Raw genomic sequence first — 18592 nt, forward strand, 5'->3', positions numbered from 1 at the left:
AAAAATATTAAGTTTATTATCCTGACTTTCGCCCGGAGTAATGTTTGATGCTCGGACAAATTCACGATCTGGACCTGCATTTGCTGCGTTTGTTTGTCAGCGTCGTGGAATGCGGCGGCTTCAGTGCCGCCCAAGGCGAACTCGGCCTGAGCCAGTCGAGCATCAGCCAGCAGATGGCCAAGCTCGAAACCCGTCTCGGCTACCGGCTGTGCAGTCGTGGCAAAGGTGGTTTCAAACTGACGCCCAAAGGCGAACAACTGCTCGGCTCGACTCGTGAGCTGTTCCAATCCATTGAAGCGTTCCGCCATCAGTCCAACGGTGTGGCCGGTCGATTGCTCGGTGAAGTGCGCCTGGGTCTGTCCGAAGCCCTCGATCAATCTGTGCTGCAACGGGTCGCCGAAGCCATCCGGCGCTTTCGTGAACGGGATGAATCGGTGCGTATCGAGCTGATCAGCGCCATGCCCGGCGAAATGGAAAGGCTGTTGCTACAACAGCGGCTGGACCTGGCGATCGGGTATTTTTCACAAGTACAAAGCGCCTTCGATTACCGCGAACTGTTCACTGAAACCCAACATCTGTATTGCGCGGAAGGTCATCCGCTGTTCACCAACGACGCACCGGACGATGAGGCACTGCAGAGCACCGATCGGGTCGACCATCCTTATCGCTTCCTGCGAAGCGACGAACCTTTTCAGGGCAAGCTCTGCTCTGCCCGCTCCGAGCAGGTCGAAGGCACCCTCGCCTTCATCCTTTCCGGTAAGCATGTCGGCTATCTGCCCAGCCACTTCGCCCGTTCCTGGGAGGAAAAAGGCCTGCTTAAAGCCGTGCGCCAGCCAGACCTGAGCTTTGAGGTGGCCTTTCACCTGGCCCGTCATCGGGCACAGGTGCCGGGGGATGCGCAGCGGGCATTCGAGGAAGACTTGCTGACGGCGTTTTCCCTGACCTAGGGGCTTTTCGCGTTGCCCTTGATGCCCTCTGCTGGCATCCTGCGCCTCCATTTTCTGACCCGGCCCCGTATTTTGTCTGACGCCAATCCCATGCATCGTTCTGACCTGATCTACGGTCTCTACGACCGCCCGCATTTCACGGCGACACTCTTTGCCGCACTGCAACATGTGTTGGCGAGTTTTGTCGGCATCATCACCCCGACCCTGATCGTTGGCGGTGCCCTCGGCCTGCAAAGCGAAGTGCCCTACCTGATCAGCATGGCGCTGTTCGTCTCGGGTCTGGGCACCTTCGTTCAGGCTCGGCGTTTTGGCCCTGTCGGCTCGGGTCTGCTGTGTCTGCAAGGCACCAGCTTCTCTTTTATCAGCGTTATTCTCAGCGCCGGGTTCATGGTCAAAGCCCGTGGTGGCGGCACCGATGAAATTCTCTCGACGATCTTTGGTGTGTGTTTCTTTGCCGCGTTTATCGAAGTGGTGCTGAGCCAGTTCATCGGCAAGCTGCGCAAGCTGATTACGCCCGTTGTCACTGGCACCATCATTACCTTGATGGGGTTGTCGCTGATCAAAGTCGCCATGACCGACATGGCCGGCGGTTTCGGCGCCACGGACCTGGGCTCTGCGAGCCACCTGGCCCTGGCCGGGCTGGTGCTGGGGACCATCGTGGTACTCAACCGCGTCGATGCCCCCTTCCTGCGTCTGGGGGCCATCGTCATCGGCCTGACCCTCGGTTATGCGGTCGCCTGGTTCATGGGGCAGGTCGACTTCAGCAGCGTGCAGGATGTGCCGCTGATGAGCGTGCCGGTGCCGTTCAAGTACGGTTTCTCGTTCGACTGGGTGGCGTTTGTTCCGGTGGCGGTGATTTTCCTTATCTCACCGCTGGAAGCCGCTGGCGACCTGACCGCCAACTCGATGATTTCCCAGCAACCGGTCAAAGGCCCGGTGTACATCCGGCGGATCAAGTCCGGGCTGCTGGCGGACGGTCTCAACTCGGTGATGGCCGCGACCTTCAACAGCATGCCAATGGTGACCTTCGCCCAGAACAACGGGGTGATCCAGCTCACCGGCGTGGCCAGCCGCTACGTGGCGTTCTTTATTGCCGGGCTGTTGGTGTTGTTGGGGCTGTTCCCGATGATTGGCGCAGTGCTGCAACTGATGCCCAAACCGGTGCTCGGCGGCGCCGAGTTGATCATGTTCGGTACTGTCGCGGTGGCCGGGATCAAGATCCTCGCCGAAGCCGGCCTGCATCGACGCAACATGCTGATCGTGGCGATATCCTTAGGCATGGGCCTGGGCGTCGCAGCGGTACCGGAAGTGCTGCGCGATTTGCCGAAGGCGCTGCACAACATCTTCGAGTCACCAATCACCGTCGGCGCGTTCTGCGCTATCTTGCTGAACATCTTCCTGCCAGAAGAATTCATTGAGCTGGAAGAAGACGAATTCGACCCGGAAGCCTCCACGCTCAAGGTCATGCAGAACCCGGATATCACCCCGTAGCGGCTACAGTAACCGAATCAACCAGAGATCATGTTCATGCGCAGACTCATCGGTTTATCCCTCTCCCTGCTTTTGCTCACCTTGAGCGCCTGCGCCCTGTTCCCCAATCGTGATCCGCTGAACATCAACGTAGTGGGCATCGAGCCGCTGCAAAGCCAGGATCTGGAAGTGCGTTTCGCGGTGAAAATTCGCCTGCAAAACCCCAACGAAACACCGATCGACTACAGCGGTGTGGCCCTGAACCTTGAAGTCAACGGGCGCCCACTGGCCAGTGGCGTGAGCGATCAAAAAGGTTCAATCCCGCGTTTCTCCGAAACTATTCTCACGGTGCCGGTGAGCATTTCGGCGTTCTCTGTGCTGCGTCAGACCCTTGGACTGAGCCAGACCCAAACCCTCGACAACCTGCCTTACGTGCTGCACGGCAAACTCGCGGGCGGGCCGTTCGGCACCATGCGTTTTGTTGAGCGCGGCAATCTCAGCCTGCCTGGCTCGACCGCAGCCTGGTGAGCCGCGTCATGTTTTGCGCGGCTCACGTAAAGCGACAAACACCACCAATGCCGAGACCACAGTAATCCCGATCAGCACATACAGCAGTTGGCTAAAGGCGTTGGCATACAACAGCAACAACGCCTCACGACTGAGGTACGGCAACAGCGCTGCACTGGCTTGCAGGTTGCCGGTGGCCAACTGTTGCGCCGCGTGGGAAATGTGTTCTGAATCCGCCGCTGCGTCGCTGATCGAAACCTGGAGCAGTCCGGCCAATACAGCGATCACCAGCGCCAACGCAATGCCCTCCCCGGCGACCCGGGTCGTACTGAATATCCCGGTGGCCATGCCGGCGCGCTCCTTGGGCACCACACTCACCGACAGCCCGTCCATCAAGCCCCACGGCATGCCTGCGCCCAACCCGATCACCAACATTGGCAGCACATATTCTGCCGGTGGCTGTCCTGGCGCGACGCGGCTGAGCCCATACAAGCCTGCTGCGGCGATCAGCAATCCGACACCCGAAATCACCCCGGCGTTAATCCAGCGGGTCAACAGCGCCGCCAGAAACGGCACAATAACCATGGGTGCAGACAAAGCGATCATCATCAAGCCGGCGTCGACCTCGCTGTAGCCTTCGACACCGATAAAGCGGATCGGCAGCAGAATCAACAGCACCACGAAGCAGTAGCAAGTGGCAATCGGCAGCACCTGAACGCCGACAAAACGCGGGTAACGAAACAACGACAAATCGAGCATCGGCCGCAAGACCCACAACTCCACTGCGATAAACCCCAGCAACGACGCCAGCGCTCCCAGCAGCAGACTCAACACCAGCCCACTGCTCCAGCCACTTCCCGGTGCCTGCAAAATCCCCCAGGTAAACAGTACCAGCGCTGCGGTAAAACTCAGTGTGCCCGGCCAATCGACGCCAGCGGCGTCAGGGTCGCGAGACTCGTGCATCCGCGGCACACCAAACAGCAACGACACACCGCCGATGAGCGTCGCGGACAAGAAGATAGCGCGCCAACCGAAGTGCTCGATCAACACCCCGGCCAGAATCGGGCCAAGGGCCAGGCCGACGCCGAACGTCGTGCCTAGCAGACTGAAGGCTCGGGTTCGCTCCACACCGTCAAACTCCTGCGCCAGTGCTGCCGAACCGCCGGCCAGCGCGGCGGCTCCGGCGAGCCCCTGGACGGCCCTCAGTAGATCGAGCCAAAGCACCGAGGGTGCAAACGCCAATGCTAGAGACGTCACGGCGAATAGCGCGATGCCAATTCCGAATACTCGTTTGCGACCGTATTCGTCGGCCAGCGTCCCGGCGGCCATCAGCGCACTACCGAAACTCAGCATGAAGGCGTTGGTCATCCAACTCAGGGCTAAGGCACTGCCGCCCAGTTCACGACCAATTGCAGGAGTGGCGACGGCGACCCCGACAAACGTCAACGGTAATATCAACGCCGCCAGGCAAACCGCCGCCAACACCACGTAGGGATCACGGGTGCTGGACGGGAAAACTACAGTGTTGGAAATATCGACTTCGCGGCTCATTTGCACCTCAGATGTCTGTAGCCGACAACGCGGCATTCAAGTCGATTCAATGGTAGATTCGCTTCAATCAGCGAGAAACAGGGCGAAAGTCCCGACTTAAAGGACTAAAACGCTCGAATTGAGGTCAACCTTGGACAATTTGAATGGCTTGCTTGCCTTCGTCCGCGCGGCGCAAATGCGCAGCTTTGTCGCCGCTGGAGAGCGATTGGGGATTTCAGCTTCGGCGGTCGGAAAAAGTGTGGCGCGGCTTGAAGAAAAACTCGGCGTACGACTGCTCAACCGCAGTACCCGACGCATTAGTCTGACCGACGAGGGCACGTTGTTTTTTGAACGCTGCCAACGCATCGTCAACGAGGTCGAGGAGGCGCAAGCAGAACTCGCACGAATCACCGACACACCCCGGGGCAAGTTGCGCGTCAGCCTGCCCGCCATTGGCTACCGCATGCTGCTGCCGATCCTCCCCGAATTCGCCGAACGCTACCCGGACATCGAGCTGGACCTGGACTTCAATGACCGGCTGATTGACGTCATCGCCGAAGGTGTCGATGCGGTGATTCGCAGCGGCGAGTTGATGGATTCTCAGCTCAAGTCGCGCACGCTGGGACCGTTTCGCTTCGTGCTGATCAGCGCGCCCCACTACTTTGCTCGTCATGGCACACCCACGACGCCGAGGGAACTGGAGCAGCACGCTTGCTTGCGTTACAAATTTCCAGGCACCGCCCAGCTGCAGGAATGGAAACTGCGCAGTGCAGCCGATGAGCCACCGTTGCTACTCAGAAGCGCGCTGACCAGCAATAACCTGGAAGCGCTGATCTTCGCCGCGACCCAAGGGCTGGGGATCGCCTTTATCCCGGATTTTGTGGTCCGCGATGCGTTGGCCGACGGCACGTTGATCTCGGTGCTGGATGACTACCAGACCGACAGCGGAAAATTTTCGGTACTGTGGCCGAGCAGTCGACACCTGCTGCCAAAACTGCGAGTGTTTGTCGACTTTCTGGCCGAGCGGCTGGTATTAGGAAAACCCTGAATTCTGAACTGTGAAAGCCGTTTTATCGCGCACCCCAAGGAGCAACATCGCACATGGAAACCACGCCCATCCTGTACACCGAACGGCTGATTCTGCGCCCGCTGGAGCTGGCCGACGCCGAAGCCATTCAGCAGCAGTTCCCCCATTGGGAAGTGGTGCGTTTTCTCAATGCGATGATCCCCTGGCCTTATCCGGCGGACGGCGCACTCCGCTATTTGCAGGACATGGCTTTGCCGGCGATTGCCCGGGGTGAAGAGTGGCATTGGTCGATTCGTTTGAAGTCAGCGCCCGAGCAACTGATCGGTAACGTCAGCCTGATGGAAGAGCAAGACAACAACCGCGGCTTCTGGCTTGCACCGCAATGGCAGGGTCAGGGGCTGATGAGCGAAGCCAGTGCGGCGGTGACCGAGTACTGGTTCCAGACCCTGGACCGCGCGCTGATGCGAGTCCCCAAGGCCTCGCAAAACCTGGCGTCACGGCGCATCTCCGAGCGCGACGGCATGCGCCTGATCAGCACCGAAGAGCGCAACTTCGTCAGCGGGCGCTTGCCGTGCGACACCTGGGAAATCACCCGTGAGGAATGGCGGCGTCTCAGATAAACCGCACCCCCGGCTTCGCCCGCTCATCCACGGTCAGCTCGAATACGTCCGGGCGCGCGTAGTGTCCGGTGACGTCGAAGTCGTAACGAGCGCGGACCAGTTGGTCGGTGTCGATTTCAGCCGTCAGCAGACCCGCGCCGCCCAACAACGGTCCGGCGAGAATATCGCCCATGGGACCGACGATCACGCTGCCGCCGGCAATCAGCGGGCGTTCGGCCGGCCAGTTGGCGATGTCCAGGCCCAAGGCTTGCGGTGAATCCTGAACCTGACAGGCGCTGATCACAAAGCAACGTCCTTCGTGAGCGATATGACGCATGCTGACCTGCCACATTTCTCGCTCATCCACTGTCGGCGCGCACCAGACTTCCACGCCTTTGGCGTACATCGCGGTGCGCAGCAGCGGCATCATGTTTTCCCAGCACACCGCGGCGCCGATTCGCCCGACTTTGGAGTCAATCACCGGCAAGGTCGAGCCATCGCCCTTGCCCCAGATCAGCCGCTCGGTGCCGGTGGGCATCAGTTTGCGGTGTTTGGCAACCAGGCCGCCTTGGGGTTCGAAATACAGCACAGTGCAATACAGCGTGCTGCCGCAACGTTCGATCACCCCCAGCACCAAACTGGCACCGGTGCGCGCCGACAATCCCGCCAAGGCTTTGGTTTCAATACCGGGCACATCGATGGCATTGGCGAAATAGCGGGCAAAGGCTTCGCGACCTTCCGGCAAGCGATAGCCCAATTGCGTTCCAAAACCTTCACCTTTCGGGTAGCCGCCGAGCAAGGCTTCCGGCATCACCACCAGGCTTGCGCCAGATTCGAGGATGGCGCCTTCATAAGCGAGAATCTGTTCCAGGGTCTCGCCCTTGCCGGCGGGCAATGAGCCGATTTGCAGTGCAGCAACGATGGACTTTGGCATCGCGGTAACTCCGTGAGCAATGAGGTGTTGCTCATTCTCCGGCCGCGCTCGATCATGAATAAAGACCACTTCAACGCTGAATGATATGAGCCAAATGAATATCGCCAACGTCGACCTCAACTTGCTCAAGGCCTTCGAGGCGCTGCATGACGAGTCCAGTGCCAGTCGGGCGGCGTTGCGCCTGGGGGTGACGCAATCTGCCATGAGTGCGGCGTTGCGGCGGTTGCGGGACTTGTACGGTGATCAACTCTTCGTGCGCACTGGTCGTGGATTGGCGCCGACGCTACGGGCCAACCAACTGAAACCGGTGGTCAGTGAAGCCCTGAACAAGTGTCGACAAAGCCTGGCGATGGTCGACCCCACTGTCGGCCACTATGAAGGTCGTTCGGTCACCGTCGGTTTATCGGACGACTTCGAAATTGCCTACGGCCGCCGGCTGATCGAGGAGATCGCCCGGCGCGCGCCAAAACTGCGGCTGATCTTTCGTCAAACCCACAGCCAGATTGTTGCCCATGCCTTGATGGAACGCAGTATCGACCTGGCAATCACCGCCGGTGGTTTTGCCGAGCGCATGCTCAGCCGCCAAGTGCTCGGTGAAGGGAGTTATCTGTGCCTGGCGGACCCGGCCAGCCTGGCCGACGGGCAGCATGAAATCAGCCTCGAGGAGTTCGTCGCCCGCGAGCATATCCTGGTGTCTTCGGGTGGTTTTATCGGGATTACCGATGAGGGGTTGGCCGGATTAGGACTAAGCCGACAGGTCTGCGCCTCGACCACACACTTCGCGGCGCTCCCCTACCTGCTCAAGGGTAGCCAGGCTGTGGCGACCATCCCGGCGCATGCAGCACAACGTATTGCCGCGCTCACCGGACTGACGCTGCTGCCCTGTCCTCTGGCGCTGCCACGCTATCCGATCGAACTGGGCTGGCGCACCGACAATCAGCTCGATCCGGTGGTGCTGAAGGTCCGCGAGGCGATAGTGGCGTGTTTCGTGTAGAAGAGATTACCTCCTCGCCGCCAGCGAAGTTCATACCTTTTGTTTGGTTTATACCCTATATGAGATCGCCACTATAGCCCCCCTCATGTCGACTAACATGTGGGACGGCTTAACTAAATGTATTTAGCTTAATTAAATATTAATTCAATAGAGGTTCGGGTGACGCCCTCCCTACTCAACATCTACACATTCCAGAAAAGCTCCGATATTACTTGAGCATTCCTTTTGCATAGTTACTTTGCGAGCTCAAGTAGGGTGAAGGTTCCGGTTAGTGCCACTGGTGCTTTATTTCCTGCCACTGTTTGTCTGATAGCCACTTATCTGCCATCGGGAAGAAAATACTCTCCTCAGCATCCATGTGATCATAGTACTTCCTGATGAAGTCATCGATGGCGTCAGCGATTACTCTCGCCTCTTGAGTTGAGTCCTCCAACATTTTGAGCTGTCCAGCAATGCGCTCAAATGCCAGATGATCTCGCTCGATATCCTGGACCCGTTGGTGGATCGGTGCCTCAGTCGCTAGCAAGGCCCGCCTAATGAGCTCTTCATTTTCATGGTGGTGTCGCTCTGCATCACCATGCAAGGCTTCCAGCATCTTAAACAACAGCTTACAGTCATCGGAACCAGCGGATTCATGCCTCACTCTACCCAGCAATCCTTTGATCTGAGTAATTTTTAGAGCCACTTCATGATGATAGGCGTGCAGTTCATTCAACAAGACGTTCATATCAAATCCTCACCATCTCACCAAACCATCACAGAAAAACATTACCAACCACAAGCCCCCCAAGGAAAGCCATATATATCGACCCGCACAACTTCTAATACACCTACCCAAAAGCATTCACCAGCGCGCATTAATCTTTTTTAGTATAGCTTGGCAAAAAAACTCTCACCCCAAGAAATTTGCCACCCTTGGATAAATTTGAAATATCAAGCGAGTGTTCATATGCACTATTTGATCTGCTTAAGGAGACGCTACAACAATTGCCAGCCAACCCCAAGAAATCCGCACTTTTTCTTAGGAAAAATCATAAGCCCGGGATTTTAGGAAGCCTGCGTATGCCGGGTCGTGTCTACCCCAGATAGGCGATCAAGCGAGTGGACCGGCTGCTGGGGAATCGGCATCTGCAAAAAGAGAGCTCGCTGTTTTACTAGATCATGTTACGGGCCTTGCCGGGGTCGCTGAAACATCCATTGATCCTGGTTGATTGGTCTTGAAATGACTCAAAGCGCTCCCGACTTCATTCATTTGTAATGAAGATGTCCGAGCGCCACAAAGATCATCATTTTTTTGCCCCAAGTGTCGCAATGTAATGAGCGACAGATTCGGCATCAGCGTCAGACAGTGAATGAGTGACCTGCTTCATCAGGGCACCACGAGGGCGCTGGTCGGTCTGTTGAAAAACCTTGATCTGGCGAATCACGTAGTAGGCATGTTGACCCGCCAGGCGCGGAAACTGACCATTGCCCTGGCCGTCGGCACCGTGGCAGGAACTGCACTGAGCGACGCCCGACTCAGGCAAGCCCTTGCGAAAGATTAGTTCACCGCGTGCATCAGGCTTATCGGCGTCAGCCTTCATGGGGCTCTGACTTGAAAAATAGTCTGCCAGTTCGCTGATCTGGGTCTCTGTCAAATGGGTAAACCCCCACATGTACTGAGTCCCGGTTTCATCGCTGCGTACATGGCCCTTGAAGTCCGTAAGCTGCAACTTCAGGTACTCTTTTTGCTGGCCGGCCAACTTGGGAAACATCGGCGAGATAGACTCCCCCGTCAGCCCATGGCACATGGAGCAAACCTTGTCCACCATGGCGACGCCGGATATGGGTGAGGTTTTTTCCGACGCCTCCTCGTTCGTACCGGTGCAGCCCGTGAGCGCAACGACGCAGAGGGCAAGAATAAAACTTGATTGATTCAAAGCATCCTTCATGTCCATTGTCTCCGTTGTCTACGCCCAAGCTCTCAACAGATCAAAACGCGTACCACATATAAAGATACGTGGTGTCGTTTTCACTGGCATCACGGCCATTACCGTCGTAGTCGTTCGTTGCGCCCAAATAGCGGGTGAAATAGTTGTATTGAAGTCCGACCCTCAGGTTCTGCATCGGTAACCAGAAAACCTCAGGCGTCCACATCTGTGTATCAGGTGAAAAATTGGCACTGTCCGGGTACGCCGTGGCATCCGAGCTGCCGTTGACATTGGTATACGCCAGGCTCGCACCATATTTGGCACGGTATACATAACTGCCCTTCAACTTGAGCGATCGGAGGGACGAGGGTCCATCGAAGAGTGTCTGGGTGTCATCCCTGATTTCTTCCTTTACATACCGTATCTGTGCCGTGAAAGCATGGGGTTCAAGGAGGTACTGATACTGGCCATCGAAGCCTACGTCCCGGTACTCGGTGCTGCCCTGGCCGTGGATCGGATTGTTGGAGTCATCCATGGGAAGAATTTTGGCATTCATCGCAAAGGCCCCCACCATCACGTTCTGGGCCCCCCACTCGTAGGTATAGGCCAGCCTTGCATAAGGGCTTGAGCCATCCATGTACGTCAACGGATGGTAGGTGTCGCCCTTCTTGTTGCCCATACTCAGAAAGGACCACGGTTCTTTGGCTGTCTGGTAGGAGGTCAGCTCCAGATACAACGACTTGTTCAAATAAACATAGGCACCGATACCCGCCACCTGTTGAGCCAGGCCCCCTTCAATCAGCGTCGATGTCGGGACCCCGCCAAAGGCGCCCAAGGTTGAACTGACATACGGATAGCCCCAGGCAGGCGTGCTGTTCCAGACATCCTGAACCGTAGGGTTGTTATTCAATGTGACACCCCAGATGACATCACGCGAGGCATCAACCATGCGGTCCGCGTAACGAAGATCAAAGTTGTCCGAGCCCAGGTGCCCTACCCAATTACCCGCGGCGTCCTGGTGGTCATACGAGCTGTAGGTGAATTGGGCAAAGCCGCCGATGACGTCAGTGATTTTTCCGCCCAGAAACACGCTTCCAAAATCGAGTACGGCTTGCTTGTCTTTGGGTGAAATCGAGTCGCCCGCACCGTCGCTGTTGTTGCGCGTTGAGGTGAAGTCGCCGACGATCATGGCGGCCAGAGGGTTGGTTTGTACGCCGTTGGTATAACCCGTCAGCTTGAACAGGCGCCCGTAAGGTGTCAGTTCAGGAAATTGCCCACCCGCATGGCAGGCAACGCAGCTTTGCCCTGTTTGACGTGCAAAGGAAGGCAGGGCCTGGGCTGACTGACAGAGCACCAGGAGCACTAGTGCCCCCAACAGGGTTCCAGGTCGCCCAAATGACCTGAAAAAAAACGACCGCGCCACCGCCTTCTTCCCGCCTGCTTCGCCGTCCTTTACGTACATTTTAATTCCCCCTGAAAAAGAGGCTGCCAAGTGACATCACCCTGGATGGAGCCTAGCTCGATTAAAAAAGTCGGTATTGGCGTCGATGTTTTTTAAGCACACAACGCGAATTGCGCACACGTTTGTTGACGTAGCTCAATTAATCGTCCGTATCAAAGCGTAGGAATGATCACCGGGCTGGGCGTCAACACAATGCGTCGAGAACCTGCGTATTGAAATCAGGTGGTTGACGATCGACAGAAAGGATATGCGCTCTTCAGCAAGCAACCTGTTTCGACTCAAACGCTACGCAGATTTTCTGAAGTGAAAAAACAGGCGGATGACCAATATTGGCAAGCCAGGCAGGAATGGTTGCGTACTCGGGATAAAATCAGTCAATAAGCGAAAGCTGTTGGCTGAATGCCCTTGCCGCCAGCCTTGATCGGCATTCACTATCCTGCGTAGGAGAACTTAATGGTCATTGACTGGATCAATTTCACTCCATGGAAGTCATTGGCCGGCGGGTCTCTGATTGGCTTGGCCGCGGGGCTCTTTGTTGTATTCAACGGGAGAGTGGCCGGGATCAGCGGTTTACTGGGTAGCTTATGCAGTCGAACTCATGAAGGCCGTTTGGAAAAAGCTGCATTTGTGCTCGGATTGTTCATTGCCCCTCTGATTTGGCTACTTTTCACACCCCTTCCCATTATCGAGTTTCAGAATGGCTGGGGCAGCCTGTTGGCAGCGGGGTTTCTGGTAGGGCTTGGTACCCGTTATGGATCAGGTTGTACCAGTGGACATGGCGTATGTGGCATCTCCAGATTGTCGTTACGCTCCATGGTGGCGACGCTGGGCTTCATGACGGCGGGACTGGTAACCGTGTTCATCATTCGCCATCTTTTGGGGGGCTGACTATGCGGGCGCTAGTGGCGTTGCTTGCAGGATTAATTTTCGGAGTGGGCTTATTGCTCGCGGGCATGGCAAATCCCGCCAAGGTACTGGGGTTCCTCGATCTGACCGGGACCTGGGATCCATCACTGGCGCTGGTGATGTCCGGTGCCATTGCCGTAGCGATCCTGCCGTTCAGTTGGTCAAAACGACAGAAGCGTTCTCTCTTGGGCGAATCAATGCAACTGCCTCAAAACCGCATACTCGATCGACGCTTGATCGCAGGAAGCTTGATATTCGGCATTGGCTGGGGCATCGCCGGTATTTGCCCAGGACCTGCAATCGTTGATCTGGGCGCCGGATTCTGGCAAGCAGGTGTGTTTTTTGCTGCCATGTTGACGGGCATGCTCCTCTTCGAAGTACTTGAACGCTTTACCGGGAAGGGAGACCTCAGTAAAGAAACCCAATAAAGACCAGTAACCTCAATGTAGTCAGCTGTTGGCTGTGAGGGATGGAGCCTCACTCAGGCTGCCGCATCGGTGCGAGAAGAAACTGGACAATAGCTTCGAAACCATCCGGCCTACCACTCGCAGGCGACGCAAGCGACATACTGGCATTGACCCCTTGCACGATGGTTTTGGCTATTGCCAACCCAAGACCTGAGCCACTCGTTTGGTTGCTCCCGCGCACGAAGCGCTCGGTCAGGCGTTGCAACACCGGCTCTGGCACCGCGGGCCCACCATTAACCACTCGCAGCGTTGCCTGACTGGAAAGGCTCACTTCAATGGGCTGATCCAGCGCTCCATACTTCATCGCGTTCTCGATCAGGTTACGCACAAGAATGGCAAAAGCGTCAGGATCAATCGCCGATAGCACGCTTTGCGCTGCGGGCAAGACCAGATGAATCCGCTGACCGGCCGCGTGATTGCACTCATCAACAACATGCGCAAGCAAGGGAATCAGGTCTTGCTGCGCTTCGGACAGTAGCCCACCACCTTCAGCCTTGGCCAGTTGCATCAGTTTTTCCGAGAGTCGTGTCAGTGCTTGAAGGGAGGCCTCGATCTTGGCTGCACGCACTTGAAGCGGGCCCTCAGGCGCCTCGCGGCGTAACCGCTGGATTTGCGCCAGCGTCGCTGCCAGTGGGGTGCGCAGCTCATGGGCACTGTTGGCAGTAAAACTGCGTTCGGCCTCTAATGCCTTGCGCAGTCGCTCCATCAGATGGTTGACCGCCTCGGCCAACGGGTCGATTTCGGCAGGCAATCGATCCACCTTGATGGGAGACAAATCACCGACCCCACGCGTCTCGATGGCTCGGCGGTAAGCCCAAACGCTGCGCAGGCTGACGTGCACGAACAACCAGGTGCCCAATAAGCTGATTGGAATCAGTGCCAACAATGGCAGAAGCAGCGCAAGCAATGCCTCCTGCGCCGCTTCGCGTCGATGGGCCAAGGGCTCGGCCATTTCGATAGAAATGCCTTCGCGCAGAGCGCTGGCCCCGTATAAACGATACCTGGATGTGGTCGTGAAACCTTCCACCGGCAGCGGATTGAATATGCTCGGGTCGGCATCATGGGACTGCATAAGAATCTCGCCCTTGGCACCTCGGACCAGGTACGTCAGGTACTCCTTGCGCACTTTGAGCGGTGCAATATGTCGAGCCTGGCGAGGCTCATCACGGTTGCCGGTTTCGAGCACGGCCAATGGCAGAATTCGCTGGGCCGTTTCCTCCAGTGCACTGTCGAAGGCCTCGTTCAATTCGTGTTGCACCACGAGCCAGGCGCCTACAGTCGCTCCCAGCCAGAGCAGGGTCATGCCCAGGGTCAGCCCCAGACCCAGGCGCTTTTGCAGACTTGAGGCCGGCTTCATACCGGCATCAACCGGTAGCCCATCCCGCGGACAGTCTCAATCATGTCGCGGCCCAGTTTCTTGCGCAGCCGGCTGATATAGACCTCAATGGTGTTGCTTTCAATTTCGGCCCCAAACGCGTACAGACGATCTTCCAGCTGGGATTTGGACAACAAAGCGCCGGGCCGCTGGATGAAGGCTTCGAACAATGCCCACTCGCGAGCGGTCAGGTCTAGCGTAATGCCGGCGCGCAGAACTGTGCGAGCGGTCATGTCGATCTGTAGCTCCCCTACTTTGATTTGCGGGTTGGGATTACCGCTGTAACGTCGTGCCACGGCCGCGACTCGGGCAGACAACTCAAATAGATCGAAGGGTTTGACCAGATAGTCGTCAGCACCCGCATTCAAGCCATCAATACGATCGGATATCTGGTCCCGAGCCGTGAGAATAATCACGGGCGTGACGTCCCCTGCCCCACGTTGCTTGCGCAAAAAATCCAACCCGCGCCCGTCCGGCAGCATCAGGTCGAGCAAGATCAGGTCATAACGCGTCGTTCGCACACTGGTCTGAGCGTGATCGAGACGCTGCACCCAGTCCACCGCGTGACCGTCATCTGCAATTTGCTCGCGTACCGCTTCGCCGAGCCCCACAGCGTCCTCAACCAACAAAACCCGCATGCAACACCTCCTGTGATGGTTCGCCGTACGACACATTGGCTGGCGAACCTGACAAAGACCTGAATCCCCCTTCAGGTTGCTGTCAGCTTACAGGCGCAGGATCCAGCCACAACGTTTGAACGAGGAACCCACCATGAAAAAGATTGCTGCTGCGGTTTGTCTCGCCAGTGTCATTGCGCTGCCGGGTTTGGCCCAGGCGCGGGAAGTCACCCTGACCACCCAGCTGAAAAATTACGACGGCAATGATGCGTATCTGGCGTTTTATGTGACCGACGCCAACGGCAAATACCAAAAAACCCTGTGGGTGGCCGGCAGGAAGGCCAAGTACTACAGGCATTTGTCTGACTGGGCCCGCGGCAGTGGCTTGAGCCCCAGCGAGTTTGACGGGGTCAGCGGCGCCAGTGTCGGTAGCGGACGCACCCTGAAAGTGAGCGTTGAACTGGCAGATGCATTGATTGATGCCGGTTATCAAATCCGCGTCGACAGTGCTGTCGAGAACAAACGTGAGGCTCGCTCCGATATTGCCGTGCCATTGACTACCCAAGGTGCAGGGAAGCCTTCGACCGGCAACGGTTACATCGAGTCTTTTACTTACGACATGTGACATCGGCACCCCTTGGAGGCTGACCATGCTACGCCAGTTTCATTCACTGCCCGGGCTTGTCGCCGCCCTATTGGTCATGCTGCTAGCCATCAGCGGGGCGATTTTGTCTATCAATCCGGCCCTGGAAAGACTGAACGCGACAATACCTGCATCCGGTCAGTTGAATGTTGCCGAGTTGGCCGGTCGAGTGGCGAACCACTACCCTGGGGTCGAAAAAGTCCGCCGCACGCCCTCGGGCTCAGTCATCGTCTATTTCACCCAGGACGGTCAGGCCGGCGCCGAACGCGTCGACCCGCTGACCGGAGTGAGTGTTGCGGCCTATGTACCCTCCCGTTTCTCCCGCTGGGTAAAAGACCTGCACAGGTCATTGCTGCTTGGCACGCCGGGGCACGCGGTATCAGGCATCGGCGCACTGTTTATATTGATACTGTCGATTTCCGGGGCTGCACTGCTGGCAAAGCGCCTGGGCGGCTGGCGGCGCGTGATGCAGCCACTACGCGGGAGTTTCAATCAGCGCTGGCACGCTGAAGTCGGGCGTTTCGCGATGTTGGGCTTGCTGTTGTCGGCGTTGACCGGGATGTACATGTCGGCCACCACCTTCAGCCTGATCTCGGACGGGATGCAACGCGAGCCGGTATTTCCGAGCACCATCAGCGCCGGCCCGGCAGCACCGATCACGACCTTACCAGCGCTCATGGCGACTGACCTGAACGACCTGCGCGAGCTGGTCTTCCCCAGCGTCGGTCATCCTGAGGATTTCTTTTCGTTGCGTACCGCGCAGGGCGACGGTTATGTCGATCCCGCCAGTGGAGCGCTGTTGTCTTACTTGCCCCACGACCGCATGCGTAATGCCTACGAGTTCATCTACCAGCTGCATACCGGCGAAAACTTCTGGTGGTTGGGCCTGCTCCTCGGCGTTTGCGCACTCAGCGTGCCGTTGATGAGCGTCACCGGTGCGCTGCTATGGTGGCGCCGTCGCCAGTCAATGCCGAAAATCCCTCACAACAGTGGCGCGCAAACCGCCGACACGGTGATTCTGGTCGGGAGCGAAAGCAACAGCACGTGGGGGTTTGCCAAAACCTTGCATGAGGCTTTGCACCAGACAGGCCACCGAGTCCATACCGCAACCATGAACCAGCTCGCGGCAGAGTATCGCAGTACCCAACGGCTGTTCATCCTGACCGCCACGACCGGTGATGGTGACGCGCCCGCCTCTGCATCGCAGTTCTTGAAGCGTCTGGCGAGTGCCCGCGTAAAACCTGATCTGGATTTCGCTGTACTGGGATTTGGCGATCGGCAGTTTCCGAAGTTTTGTCAGTTTGCCAAGGACACTCAGGCGGCTCTGCTTGCTTCAGGCTGGTCGCAGCTGCTTGAACTTGAAACCATCAATCGCCAATCCCCCCAGGAGTTCACACGTTGGGGCTCCGCCGTTGGCCAGTTAATGGGGCATGAACTGACGCTCGTACATACACCCCTTCGGCCTGAAACCAAGACCTTGGTGTTGATGGAGCGCATGGAATACGGCGAGCACGTGAATGCACCCACCCATATTCTGCGTTTCAAAGCGCTAACACCTTCGCGCGTGCCGGGTTGGTTCAAACCTGTGCGAAAGGGAGATGGCCTACCCCATTTCGAAGTTGGCGATTTAGTCGCCATTGTGCCACCTGGCGGCCTCGTGCCGCGCTTCTACTCACTGGCCAGCGGATCAGATGACGGCGTTTTAGAAATTTGTGTGCGCAAACACGAAAGCGGTGTGTGCTCCGGCTTCCTCCATGATTTGCCGGTGGGGGGTCAGATTGAGGCATTCATTCAGCCCAATCCTGATTTTCGCCCCGCGTCTGGAAAAAAACCGGTAATTCTCATCGGTGCCGGTACCGGTATCGGTCCTTTAGCGGGATTTATCCGCAACAACACAGCCCGGCACCCGATGCACCTGTATTGGGGAGGACGTCACCCGGAGTCCGACTTTCTCTATGAGCCCGAGCTCAATGGTTATCTGTCGGACCAACGTCTCACCCAGTTACACGTCGCGTTTTCCCAAGTGCACAAGCGTAGCTATGTGCAGGACCGACTCATCGCCGACGCCTTGGCGTTACGCCGATTGATGGATAAAGGTGCCCAAGTACTGGTGTGCGGGAGTCGCGAGATGGCCAAAGGCGTGATGAACGCTCTGGATGAAGTGTTGGCTCCGCTCAACTTGACCGTGCTGACGCTCAAAGCACAAGGACGCTACCGTGAAGATGTCTACTGAACCCCATGAGTCCTCCTTATGCCGCTACAGCCTGAGCGGCGAAACCATGGGCACCCGTTACAGCGCGTTGTTTTTCGCCGAACCGCAGGTAGATGAGGCAGCCATTGGCAAGAGCCTGTTTGCAGCCGTCGACAATGTGGATCAACAGATGTCGACATGGAAGCCGCAGTCCGCCCTCAACCGTCTTAATGCGGCACCTGAACAGCAATGGCTGCCTGTGCCTGACGAACTGGCCAAGGTGCTGACAACCGCTTTGCGTGTAGGCCGTCAATCCAGTGGTGCGTTTGATATCGCCGTGGGTGATCTGGTCAACGCCTGGGGCTTTGGTCCTGGCGAACAGCAACCAACCCCACAGCTCATTAACACGTTACATCGCCAGGTACGGGCACCAGCCACTCGAACACTGGAGATTGATCCTGTGCGCAACCTGGCCCGTAAACGCTCAGCAACCACCCTCGATCTTTCGGGCATCGCCAAAGGTTTCGCGGTGGATGAAATGGCACGCTGCCTCGATGGCTGGGGGATGACGAACTACCTGGTGGGAATCGATGGTGAAATGCGCGCACGCGGAACCAAGCCGGATGGAGAGTCCTGGGTCGTCGCCATTGAAAGACCCCGCCGTGGCGTTCGTGAAGTCATGGGCGTAATGGAGATCAGCGATGCGGCGATTGCCACGTCCGGGGACTATCGACACTGGATCGAAGTTGCCGGCCAGCGATACGCTCATACGATGGATCCCGCTCTCGGTGCGCCGCTGTCCAACCAACTCGCCGCAGTCACAGTGGTTGCCTCCACCTGCATGCTCGCCGATGCATGGGCCACTGCGCTCATGGTCCTGGGAGAAAAAGCCGGCCCCGAGCTCGCGCAGGAGCGTGGCATGGATGCAGTGTTCGTATTACATGACGGCGAGCAGTTCAGGGAAATATCGGTTGTTGCTGGACGCCTCCAGACGCAGATTGAAGCGCGCTGAA

18 protein-coding genes and 1 pseudogene are annotated in these 18592 nt (G+C 57.4%); 12 read left to right on the forward strand and 7 right to left on the reverse strand.

Annotation, left to right across the window (positions count from 1 at the left end; genetic code table 11):
* Positions 1–47 precede the first annotated feature (47 nt).
* The 3 genes from ACZYSM_RS11015 to ACZYSM_RS11025 all read left to right on the forward strand — a co-directional run bounded on the left by ACZYSM_RS11015 (position 48) and on the right by ACZYSM_RS11025 (position 2945).
* The gene (locus tag ACZYSM_RS11015; protein ID WP_489071524.1) at positions 48–947 is read left to right on the forward strand and encodes a LysR family transcriptional regulator; all 900 of its coding nucleotides are present in this window, start codon (positions 48–50) and stop codon (positions 945–947) included.
* 90 nt (positions 948–1037) lie between these two features.
* Complete coding sequence (locus ACZYSM_RS11020) at positions 1038–2438, forward strand: nucleobase:cation symporter-2 family protein (protein WP_489071525.1); 1401 nt, start codon at positions 1038–1040, stop codon at positions 2436–2438.
* 36 nt (positions 2439–2474) lie between these two features.
* On the forward strand, positions 2475–2945 hold the full coding sequence (locus tag ACZYSM_RS11025) for an LEA/WHy family protein (RefSeq protein ID WP_489071526.1): 471 nt from the start codon (positions 2475–2477) through the stop codon (positions 2943–2945).
* Positions 2946–2951: 6 nt separating this feature from the next.
* Here the strand turns inward: ACZYSM_RS11025 and ACZYSM_RS11030 are convergent, their stop codons facing one another.
* Positions 2952–4475 carry an MFS transporter gene (locus ACZYSM_RS11030; protein WP_489071527.1) on the reverse strand — a complete coding sequence of 508 codons (1524 nt, stop codon included), beginning with the start codon at positions 4473–4475 and terminating at the stop codon, positions 2952–2954.
* Positions 4476–4605: 130 nt separating this feature from the next.
* Here ACZYSM_RS11030 and ACZYSM_RS11035 point away from each other — a divergent pair, with 130 nt between their 5' ends.
* Together ACZYSM_RS11035 and ACZYSM_RS11040 are read left to right on the forward strand one after the other, a co-directional pair.
* Positions 4606–5502: a LysR family transcriptional regulator gene (locus ACZYSM_RS11035; RefSeq protein ID WP_489071528.1), complete on the forward strand. Its 897-nt coding sequence runs from the start codon at positions 4606–4608 to the stop codon at positions 5500–5502.
* A gap of 53 nt (positions 5503–5555) precedes the next feature.
* Positions 5556–6101, forward strand: coding sequence for a GNAT family N-acetyltransferase (locus ACZYSM_RS11040; RefSeq protein ID WP_489071529.1), 546 nt, complete (start codon positions 5556–5558; stop codon positions 6099–6101).
* Here the strand turns inward: ACZYSM_RS11040 and ACZYSM_RS11045 are convergent.
* Complete coding sequence (locus ACZYSM_RS11045; protein WP_489071530.1) at positions 6094–7014, reverse strand: carbon-nitrogen hydrolase family protein; 921 nt, start codon at positions 7012–7014, stop codon at positions 6094–6096. The genes ACZYSM_RS11040 and ACZYSM_RS11045 overlap by 8 nt on opposite strands.
* An 85-nt stretch (positions 7015–7099) precedes the next feature.
* Here ACZYSM_RS11045 and ACZYSM_RS11050 point away from each other — a divergent pair, with 85 nt between their 5' ends.
* The gene (locus ACZYSM_RS11050; RefSeq protein WP_489071531.1) at positions 7100–8008 is read left to right on the forward strand and encodes a LysR family transcriptional regulator; all 909 of its coding nucleotides are present in this window, start codon (positions 7100–7102) and stop codon (positions 8006–8008) included.
* Positions 8009–8276: 268 nt separating this feature from the next.
* Here the strand turns inward: ACZYSM_RS11050 and ACZYSM_RS11055 are convergent, their stop codons facing one another.
* On the reverse strand, positions 8277–8735 hold the full coding sequence (locus ACZYSM_RS11055) for a hemerythrin domain-containing protein (protein WP_489071532.1): 459 nt from the start codon (positions 8733–8735) through the stop codon (positions 8277–8279).
* 335 nt (positions 8736–9070) lie between these two features.
* Here ACZYSM_RS11055 and ACZYSM_RS11060 point away from each other — a divergent pair.
* A pseudogene (locus ACZYSM_RS11060) lies at positions 9071–9226 on the forward strand (IS4 family transposase); the annotation flags it as partial.
* Positions 9227–9294: 68 nt separating this feature from the next.
* Here ACZYSM_RS11060 and ACZYSM_RS11065 read toward each other — a convergent pair.
* Both ACZYSM_RS11065 and ACZYSM_RS11070 read right to left on the reverse strand, forming a co-directional pair.
* The gene (locus tag ACZYSM_RS11065) at positions 9295–9939 is read right to left on the reverse strand and encodes a c-type cytochrome (RefSeq protein ID WP_489071533.1); all 645 of its coding nucleotides are present in this window, start codon (positions 9937–9939) and stop codon (positions 9295–9297) included.
* Between the two features lie 40 nt (positions 9940–9979).
* Complete coding sequence (locus ACZYSM_RS11070; protein WP_489071534.1) at positions 9980–11380, reverse strand: cytochrome C; 1401 nt, start codon at positions 11378–11380, stop codon at positions 9980–9982.
* Between the two features lie 453 nt (positions 11381–11833).
* On the opposite strand from ACZYSM_RS11070, the gene ACZYSM_RS11075 reads away from it, so the two are divergent.
* Together ACZYSM_RS11075 and ACZYSM_RS11080 are read left to right on the forward strand one after the other, a co-directional pair.
* Positions 11834–12268 carry a YeeE/YedE family protein gene (locus tag ACZYSM_RS11075; RefSeq protein ID WP_489071535.1) on the forward strand — a complete coding sequence of 145 codons (435 nt, stop codon included), beginning with the start codon at positions 11834–11836 and terminating at the stop codon, positions 12266–12268.
* 2 nt (positions 12269–12270) lie between these two features.
* A complete protein-coding gene (locus ACZYSM_RS11080; RefSeq protein ID WP_489071536.1) occupies positions 12271–12714 on the forward strand; it encodes a DUF6691 family protein in 444 nt (147 codons plus the stop codon).
* Between the two features lie 49 nt (positions 12715–12763).
* Here ACZYSM_RS11080 and ACZYSM_RS11085 read toward each other — a convergent pair whose 3' ends face one another.
* Positions 12764–14110 carry a sensor histidine kinase gene (locus tag ACZYSM_RS11085; RefSeq protein WP_489071537.1) on the reverse strand — a complete coding sequence of 449 codons (1347 nt, stop codon included), beginning with the start codon at positions 14108–14110 and terminating at the stop codon, positions 12764–12766.
* Complete coding sequence (locus tag ACZYSM_RS11090) at positions 14107–14766, reverse strand: response regulator (RefSeq protein ID WP_489071538.1); 660 nt, start codon at positions 14764–14766, stop codon at positions 14107–14109. The genes ACZYSM_RS11085 and ACZYSM_RS11090 overlap by 4 nt, the downstream gene beginning before the upstream one ends.
* 133 nt (positions 14767–14899) lie before the next feature.
* On the opposite strand from ACZYSM_RS11090, the gene ACZYSM_RS11095 reads away from it, so the two are divergent.
* Genes ACZYSM_RS11095 through ACZYSM_RS11105 form a run of 3 tightly spaced genes read left to right on the forward strand, consistent with a single transcriptional unit; the run spans position 14900 to position 18591 of the window.
* Positions 14900–15370 carry a DUF2271 domain-containing protein gene (locus tag ACZYSM_RS11095; protein WP_489071539.1) on the forward strand — a complete coding sequence of 157 codons (471 nt, stop codon included), beginning with the start codon at positions 14900–14902 and terminating at the stop codon, positions 15368–15370.
* Positions 15371–15395: 25 nt separating this feature from the next.
* On the forward strand, positions 15396–17621 hold the full coding sequence (locus tag ACZYSM_RS11100; protein WP_489071540.1) for a PepSY domain-containing protein: 2226 nt from the start codon (positions 15396–15398) through the stop codon (positions 17619–17621).
* On the forward strand, positions 17611–18591 hold the full coding sequence (locus ACZYSM_RS11105; RefSeq protein WP_489071541.1) for an FAD:protein FMN transferase: 981 nt from the start codon (positions 17611–17613) through the stop codon (positions 18589–18591). The genes ACZYSM_RS11100 and ACZYSM_RS11105 overlap by 11 nt, the downstream gene beginning before the upstream one ends.
* Position 18592 lies beyond the last annotated feature (1 nt).

This window comes from Pseudomonas sp. F220 (genome assembly GCF_057813935.1).

Coding starts and splice junctions, on each gene's coding strand:
- ACZYSM_RS11015 (WP_489071524.1), top strand. CDS start 48: ATGCTCGGACAAATTCACGATCTGGACCTGCATTTGCTGCGTTTGTTT.
- ACZYSM_RS11020 (WP_489071525.1), top strand. CDS start 1,038: ATGCATCGTTCTGACCTGATCTACGGTCTCTACGACCGCCCGCATTTC.
- ACZYSM_RS11025 (WP_489071526.1), top strand. CDS start 2,475: ATGCGCAGACTCATCGGTTTATCCCTCTCCCTGCTTTTGCTCACCTTG.
- ACZYSM_RS11030 (WP_489071527.1), bottom strand. CDS start 4,475: ATGAGCCGCGAAGTCGATATTTCCAACACTGTAGTTTTCCCGTCCAGC.
- ACZYSM_RS11040 (WP_489071529.1), top strand. CDS start 5,556: ATGGAAACCACGCCCATCCTGTACACCGAACGGCTGATTCTGCGCCCG.
- ACZYSM_RS11045 (WP_489071530.1), bottom strand. CDS start 7,014: ATGCCAAAGTCCATCGTTGCTGCACTGCAAATCGGCTCATTGCCCGCC.
- ACZYSM_RS11050 (WP_489071531.1), top strand. CDS start 7,100: ATGAGCCAAATGAATATCGCCAACGTCGACCTCAACTTGCTCAAGGCC.
- ACZYSM_RS11055 (WP_489071532.1), bottom strand. CDS start 8,735: ATGAACGTCTTGTTGAATGAACTGCACGCCTATCATCATGAAGTGGCT.
- ACZYSM_RS11065 (WP_489071533.1), bottom strand. CDS start 9,939: ATGAAGGATGCTTTGAATCAATCAAGTTTTATTCTTGCCCTCTGCGTC.
- ACZYSM_RS11070 (WP_489071534.1), bottom strand. CDS start 11,380: ATGTACGTAAAGGACGGCGAAGCAGGCGGGAAGAAGGCGGTGGCGCGG.
- ACZYSM_RS11075 (WP_489071535.1), top strand. CDS start 11,834: ATGGTCATTGACTGGATCAATTTCACTCCATGGAAGTCATTGGCCGGC.
- ACZYSM_RS11080 (WP_489071536.1), top strand. CDS start 12,271: ATGCGGGCGCTAGTGGCGTTGCTTGCAGGATTAATTTTCGGAGTGGGC.
- ACZYSM_RS11085 (WP_489071537.1), bottom strand. CDS start 14,110: ATGAAGCCGGCCTCAAGTCTGCAAAAGCGCCTGGGTCTGGGGCTGACC.
- ACZYSM_RS11090 (WP_489071538.1), bottom strand. CDS start 14,766: ATGCGGGTTTTGTTGGTTGAGGACGCTGTGGGGCTCGGCGAAGCGGTA.
- ACZYSM_RS11095 (WP_489071539.1), top strand. CDS start 14,900: ATGAAAAAGATTGCTGCTGCGGTTTGTCTCGCCAGTGTCATTGCGCTG.
- ACZYSM_RS11100 (WP_489071540.1), top strand. CDS start 15,396: ATGCTACGCCAGTTTCATTCACTGCCCGGGCTTGTCGCCGCCCTATTG.
- ACZYSM_RS11105 (WP_489071541.1), top strand. CDS start 17,611: ATGTCTACTGAACCCCATGAGTCCTCCTTATGCCGCTACAGCCTGAGC.